Genomic DNA, 6,234 nt, shown 5'->3' with positions numbered 1-6,234 from the left:
CCCGCCGTAGAAGAAGATCACGGTGCCCAGCGCCGGCGGGATCCAGGCCGAGCCCGGGAAAACCGGGGGTGTATAGCCCAGCAGCCCGCCAAACATGGGGCTGAAGAACACAACAGGCACGGACATGGCCAGCGTCAGCCAGAACCTGTTTTTGAACATCGCGACGCTGTGTCCGGCGTGTTGGCCCTGGGTGTGCACCATGTGCTCATCATCCATGCCGCCGCCATGGCCGGGGTGGGGGTGAGGAGCATGCGCGACGGCCGCCCCGCTGCGGGGAGCGCCTGGCTCGTCCTGCCGGGCGGCACGTCCGTGGTGGTGGTCGTGGTCCATTGCTGTGCTCCTTAAGAATTGTTCCGGTACCGGGCGGCCCTGGGAGCCCATCCTTCACGGTACGCCGCCGGGATTACGGGCTGGGCGTGAAGCTGTATCCGGCCCCGGTCACGGCGTCGCGGACCGCGTCTGCGCTGGCGTTCCCGGCTACCGTCAGTCGGGATGTGCCTCCGGCGACGAGCTCCACGGTTGCGGATTCCACTCCGTCCACGGAGGCGACGGCCTTTTCGACGGTCTGGACGCAGTGCCCGCAGGTGAGTCCCTCAATCGAGTACACGGGGCCGTCAGCCGCGGGTGGCGCCGTTGTTTGGGCCCCGGTCGAGCAGCAGCTGCAGCCGGACTGCTCCGGCGTGGCGAGGGGAAGTTCGGTCCTGGTGTTTGTTCCGCACATGTCAGTTTGGTCCCTTTTGAGAAGGAGTAATGGGGCGCTGGGGTTGAACGGCTGTGACGGCCCGCGAATTCCGCGGAGCCTGGACAAACCACTTCACTGACAACACACCCAACATACCCCTAGGGGGTATATCTGGCAAGCAAGGTCGGGCGTGATCTTGCCCTTTTCGATGCAGCGAAACAGGGCGCCGGGTGAAATCACGGCGACGGTGTCGTCACCGTTCCGCGCTCCCCCTGGCATCTCACCGAAGAGTGCCCGCTAGTTTCCGCCGCCCATGCCGGGCATTGAGTGGTCCATGGTTTGTGCTTCGAACCATGTATGCAGGGCGGCCACGAGGGCCGTATCACCGGAAGTGAAGGTGATCTTTGCACCCGTGGGTAGCTGCTCGTAGTGGCTCTGCATCCGGGACGCGCCGGCCTGCAGTTCCTGCAGGCCGGGCATGGCGGTCCCGTGGATAGCCAATGGATCGCTGTAGTTACCCTGCGCGAACTGGTCAGTTTCCCTGCTTAGATGCTGCTGGATCAGGGTGAAATTGTGCACGTCGCCGGAGCCGGTGGCGACGATCTGTTCGACCCCTCCATCGGGGGTTTTCGTGAAGGTGTGTGGTGGCGTTCAAATCGAACGGCATGACCTGGGCGGCGTGGGCCACCATTGCCTGTGCCTCTCCGTTGGCGGCCTGACGCCCTATGGCCATGCCGTAGCCGATGCCACCGGCCGCCAGGACCAACGCGGCGACGACGCCCGCAAGCCACCAGCGGCGACCCTTCCGGCGAAGGGGACGGCTGCTATCAGTGCTGGTCGGGGTGTTCATGTGCTGCTTCCACGAGGAGGGTCAGGGCGTCTACTACGGTCTGGCGACGGTCAGCGGGGATGGCCTCCAGAAGGCTGGAGAAGCGTGCAGCCCGGGCGGCGGCCCGCCCAGTCGATCGCCCGCTTCATGTCGGCAGCAGTGGCTGGGAACTGCTCGCAGGGGGGCTGCTCGCCCGTCGACGCGGACACGACGGCCAGCCAGGGTATGGGTGCGGGCGTGGGTATCCACGCCGATGACGAATGGGTGTGCGTGCGCGACGATGGTCAAGGTGATCGGATTCCTTCCATGAGGGGGCAACAGTCCGGTCGCAAAGCGGACGACGTCGGCCTGGGAAGAGATCACTCCAAGGCAGTACTGTGACGAGCCACAACCCAAGGGTTGGGCAATCCTCTGATCAAGCCATTGAGGTGGGCCAGGTCGGCGTCGGCCGCGCACCCCGGTACGGGCAAGTCGCTAGGAAGGCACGCGAAGCGCGGCCAGTCGGATATCGAGCCACTACCGGGACAGACAACCAACACCAACCCTGCCAGCCAGTCCCAGACCAGCCACATCAAGACTCACATTTGCGATGACCGCTTGAACCTGCCGTTGGATATTTCACTTTTTCACAAGCTGCCCCTGGATCACCCTGTGCCGTGAAGAGCACTGCTTCAAATCGCTGCTGCGCGTCGGGGGAAACCCGCAACGTGCGTCCAGATTTTGTGCGGGCGCGGGAAACGGCGGTGGCCCCTTTATTCCGTGGCGTACACGGCTTGGTTCCGTCCCCGGGCTTTGGCCCTATAAAGGGCGGCGTCGGCGCCCTCGACCATCCGGGGCAGGGACGGCCCAAAGTCAGTGGACGCGATGCCATAGCTCACCGTGGGGAACGCCATCCCTGACGGTGGCGTCGCAGAAGCAAAGCGGCAGCTGATGTCCTTCGTGATGGCGAGGGCACGAGCGGGATCGGCGCCGGACAGCAAGATGATAAATTCTTCTCCGCCGTACCGCCCAACAATGTCCGTGCGGCGCACTGAACGCAGGCATGCATCCGCGAACGCCTGGATCGCCGCGTCGCCGCCCGCATGACCGTGAGTGTCGTTGATGGCTTTGAAGTGGTCAAGATCTGCCAGGACCACCGTGGAAACGGAACCATCGCCCTCCAGGCGCAGAAGTGTCGATTGAGCCCGTTCGAAGAACGTCTCACGGTTCAACAAACCCGTCATCCCATCCCGGGCCGCCCGCTCGCTGAGTGCGTTGACTAAGTGATCGTTGCTCAACGCCGTCATGCTGAAGGAGACGGTGACAAGGAGGACAATCAGCAGAATACAGGTAACAGCGGGACCGAAGTAGCTACGGAAAATCTCGTCGTCCGGTCCGAAGTGGACATAGAAAACTCCCCTGCACGCGAAGAACGCAACCAAGGTACCGGCGGCAAAGAGCAGCGGCCGATGAGCCTGCGAGCCTCCGAGATTCAGCAGCGCCAGCTCCCGGGCCGCAAGCGCCATGCCCACCCCCATCAGGCCGAAATAGACCACCCCGCCGGACCAGACGTTCACGGCCGGGTTCCCCAGCACGGAGGCCGCTAAGGTAACCGCAGGTGCGAGAAGCAGCAGCCATCGCTTCGGTGCAAAGCCCCGAAGGCTGCGGCATCCGGCCCAGGCAGCGAACGCCCCGGCAACTAACAGCGCATTGCCAACAGGGTTCGCCCACCACTGTTGGTCCGTCCCGTTTAGCACGTACGACGCGTTCCCGGCCAGCCACGCAGCCAAGGCAAAACACCACCAAGCGCTGTAGGGCGAGCGTGTCCGGCGAAACGAGCCGAAGAACAGCACACACAATGTCAACGTGACAACCCCAAGCGCCAACTTCAAACTAAACGTATCAAGCACCAATTCCCCTATCCAGATGACAATCCAGCCTAAGACATTGTCCTCGTGGCAAGAACCGATCAGCTCCAGCGGTAGGCACGGGTTCCCTGCAGCCACGGCCCCGCAAAATCCACCCCTCGGCCCGGCGGCCCGATGACGGTCAGCCGCCCGTCGACCGTCCCACGGCTGGACATTTGACGTTGGGGGGTCTTCAAATGTGTCGCGGACCTGCCACGGGACAGAGTGCGAGCCGGAAGTTATGGTGAAAGAAGTCATACCTTCAGGTGTCCTGGTAACCGTTGGTAACCGCGGAGCGGCCGTGACCTGAAAGGGTTGAACCCGCGCTTGAAGGACACTGCCATGAATGGCTGCGGCACAGGACCCGAACCCTCTTCGGACGGTTCCGCCCCGGCCCGGCTGAGGGAAACAACTATGGCTGCCTGAGCGAAGTTCAGTCAGAAGGAAGTCCTACGCCCCGGACACGCTGCTTCGCCCGCAACGATCCAAGCAATATGCGCTGGACGACTCAGAGCGGCGGAACGGGATGGCGAAACAGGAACCGCACCCGAGGGCATCCCTGTCCTCCCGGTGCGGGGATTCGGATTCCGGGTCCCTGCACTGATTCTGCCGCTGTTGCTATTGGGGGCAGCGGCGGGCGTGTTCCTGTTGGGATCCGGTGCGGTCGCTGTCATTCTTGGCAGCGCACTGCTCTTGGGAGCGGTCTCATCGCTGATCTTCTATTCCGCGGGGATCCGCCGGCGGCGCAACGACCCTCACTAAGGCGGCGGCCCTCTCACCCGGCCCGCTTCGAGGTCCAGCCCGAACAGCACGGAGCGATTCAAAGCCGGAATTTTCCCATTTGCGGCAGGTGCCCTCCCACCCAGGGAGCGTCATTGAAGGCAGGACGGAACCGCCGTTGCCGGTGAGTGCCGCCAAATGGTGCTGACTGACGGTACCGGCGTGTCACCATGGAGAACATGTGTGTGCTGAGTGCGGGATCCGCAGTGAGGGCTGTTCCTCATACTCGGGCGGCGCACGTGCCCATGTACCCTGCCGGAAAACCGGTCTTGGTTATGCGTCGGAGACGAAATTGATGATGGGACGCGCCTCCCGCCGGAGGAAGACCGTCTCACACCGGGCACAGGCTCCGGACCGGCGCGGAAGGAATACCCGGCGTGGTTCAGGGCAGCTGTCAGGAGCCGGGCAATGGTTGCTGGTGGTCGTCGGTGTCGATGCCGCTGTGGCGATATCCATCCGTGTTCCATTGCTTTTCGGCCAGCAACCATGGACCGGTTTTGGCGGGGACTCTTGGGTTCCGGGGCTTGCGGCATTACTTGTGGTCCCGGTTGTCGTCTATGCCGCGTATCAGTTGGTGAGCCAGCAGCGCAGGGAGCGGGTTGAAACAATCTCGACTGCGGGGCTGATGGACACGGTACTGGCCACGAGCCGGGAATGGTTGTGGGCCACCGGTCCGGACGGGCGCTTTACCTTCTGCGGTCCGGCATGCCGTGATCTGGTCGGCTATGAACCGTCCGAACTGCTGGGCCGGCAGTTCGGTCTCGTGATCGACTCGGAAGAGCTCGCGGCCGCACTCCAGGACAGGGCAAGCAGGGAAGACGCGGACGCGGCCTGGTTCGGCCTGGCCACCATCTGCCGGCACCGGGACGGGCGCCGGATCCTGGTCGAGGTCTCCGGCCGGACGCTGCGTGATGAGTCCGGCCGGACTGTCGGATTCGAGGGAACTGCCCGCGCCCTGACTACCGGGCCAGCCGATACTCTTGCATTCTACGAAGCCCGGGCCCGGGTCCAGTCCGTAATCGCCGGCCGGACATTGCTGACGGCGTTCCAGCCCATCTTGTCTCTGAGCACCGGTACCGTGATCGGCGCCGAAGCGTTAACCCGCTTTCCCGGTACGCCCGGGGTGTCGCCGGAAGTATGGTTTGCGGAGGCGGCCGCGGCCGGGCTCGGGGTGGAGTTGGAGATCCTTGCGCTCGAAACCGCGTTGAGGAACGCTGCCGGGGTGCCGGCACCGCTGTACGTCGCGGTGAATCTTTCACCCGAGGCCTGCATGGACCCGGGCGTGGCCGGGCTGATTCAGGGATCGGGTATCCCGGCCCGTCGCATCGTGCTGGAGGTCACCGAACGCCATGAGGTGGTCGATTACGCGCCGCTCGCCGCGGCGCTGGCTCCTTTTCGGGCCGCGGGCCTGCGGATCGCCGTAGATGATGCCGGCGCCGGCTTCGCGTCGCTGCGACATGTTCTTCAGCTCAAACCGGACCTGATCAAACTCGACCGGGGCATCATCGCCGGAATCGATACCGACCCGGGGCAGCGGGCATTGGGAGCGGCCATGACAGGTTTCGCCGGCGAGATCGGCGCCGTTCTGGTCGCCGAAGGGATCGAGACCGAGGCGGAACTGGCCGCCGTCACCGCCCTGGGCATGGGCGCAGGACAAGGCTATCTACTCGGTCGCCCTACCACCACGCCCGAAGAATGGGCCCGATGGGCACACCGGAGCCCCATCGGCCACCACTCCCAGAGGCCGACGAGCGCCGCAGTCATCGATTGATACCACCTTGAACAATCCAGGGCCCCAGCTGACGTTGCCGCAGTCTTCGGAGCACGGTCAGCGCTGATCGCTGTTCTTCGGCCAGAACCCGACACGACGACGAATGGCCGCGGAACTGGAGGGACCCATCCAATGCCGGGCTGGTCTCGAAGTACTCCTGACAGACAAGCAACGGGCCCGCCCGAGTCACCCGGTAGGTACCAGCTACGGGAACGGCCCACACCCCAATGATTTCAAGGAGCATTCCCATGCGCACATCGATCAAGACTTTCGCCGGTATCGCCGC

General features: G+C 64.2%; 5 protein-coding genes and 1 pseudogene. 1 reads left to right on the top strand and 5 read right to left on the bottom strand.

Features of this window, described 5'->3' with window-relative positions; translation table 11 throughout:
- The 4 genes and pseudogenes from QK287_RS18095 to QK287_RS18080 form a co-directional block, all read right to left on the bottom strand.
- A pseudogene (locus QK287_RS18095) lies at positions 1–330 on the bottom strand (heavy metal translocating P-type ATPase); the annotation flags it as partial.
- A 73-nt stretch (positions 331–403) separates the two neighbouring features.
- Positions 404–721 carry a heavy-metal-associated domain-containing protein gene (locus QK287_RS18090; protein ID WP_282361092.1) on the bottom strand — a complete coding sequence of 106 codons (318 nt, stop codon included), beginning with the start codon at positions 719–721 and terminating at the stop codon, positions 404–406.
- 258 nt (positions 722–979) lie between these two features.
- A complete protein-coding gene (locus QK287_RS18085) occupies positions 980–1,261 on the bottom strand; it encodes a hypothetical protein (RefSeq protein ID WP_282361091.1) in 282 nt (93 codons plus the stop codon).
- Between the two features lie 1,002 nt (positions 1,262–2,263).
- Positions 2,264–3,496, bottom strand: a complete 1,233-nt coding sequence (locus QK287_RS18080) for a GGDEF domain-containing protein (RefSeq protein ID WP_282361090.1) — start codon at positions 3,494–3,496, stop codon at positions 2,264–2,266.
- Positions 3,497–4,751: 1,255 nt separating this feature from the next.
- On the opposite strand from QK287_RS18080, the gene QK287_RS18075 reads away from it, so the two are divergent.
- Entirely contained in the window at positions 4,752–5,948 is a 1,197-nt protein-coding gene (locus QK287_RS18075; protein WP_282361089.1) for an EAL domain-containing protein, read from the top strand.
- On the opposite strand, the gene QK287_RS18070 is transcribed toward QK287_RS18075, so the two are convergent.
- Positions 5,938–6,234: hypothetical protein (locus QK287_RS18070; protein WP_282361088.1), on the bottom strand; the 297-nt coding region annotated here is incomplete at its 5' end. The two genes, QK287_RS18075 and QK287_RS18070, sit on opposite strands and share 11 nt — an antisense overlap.

It is taken from the genome of Arthrobacter sp. AL05, assembly GCF_029960715.1.
Lineage (GTDB): Bacteria > Actinomycetota > Actinomycetes > Actinomycetales > Micrococcaceae > Arthrobacter.
This window is presented reverse-complemented; position numbering and strand designations above follow the sequence as displayed.

Coding starts and splice junctions, on each gene's coding strand:
- QK287_RS18090 (WP_282361092.1), bottom strand. CDS start 721: ATGTGCGGAACAAACACCAGGACCGAACTTCCCCTCGCCACGCCGGAG.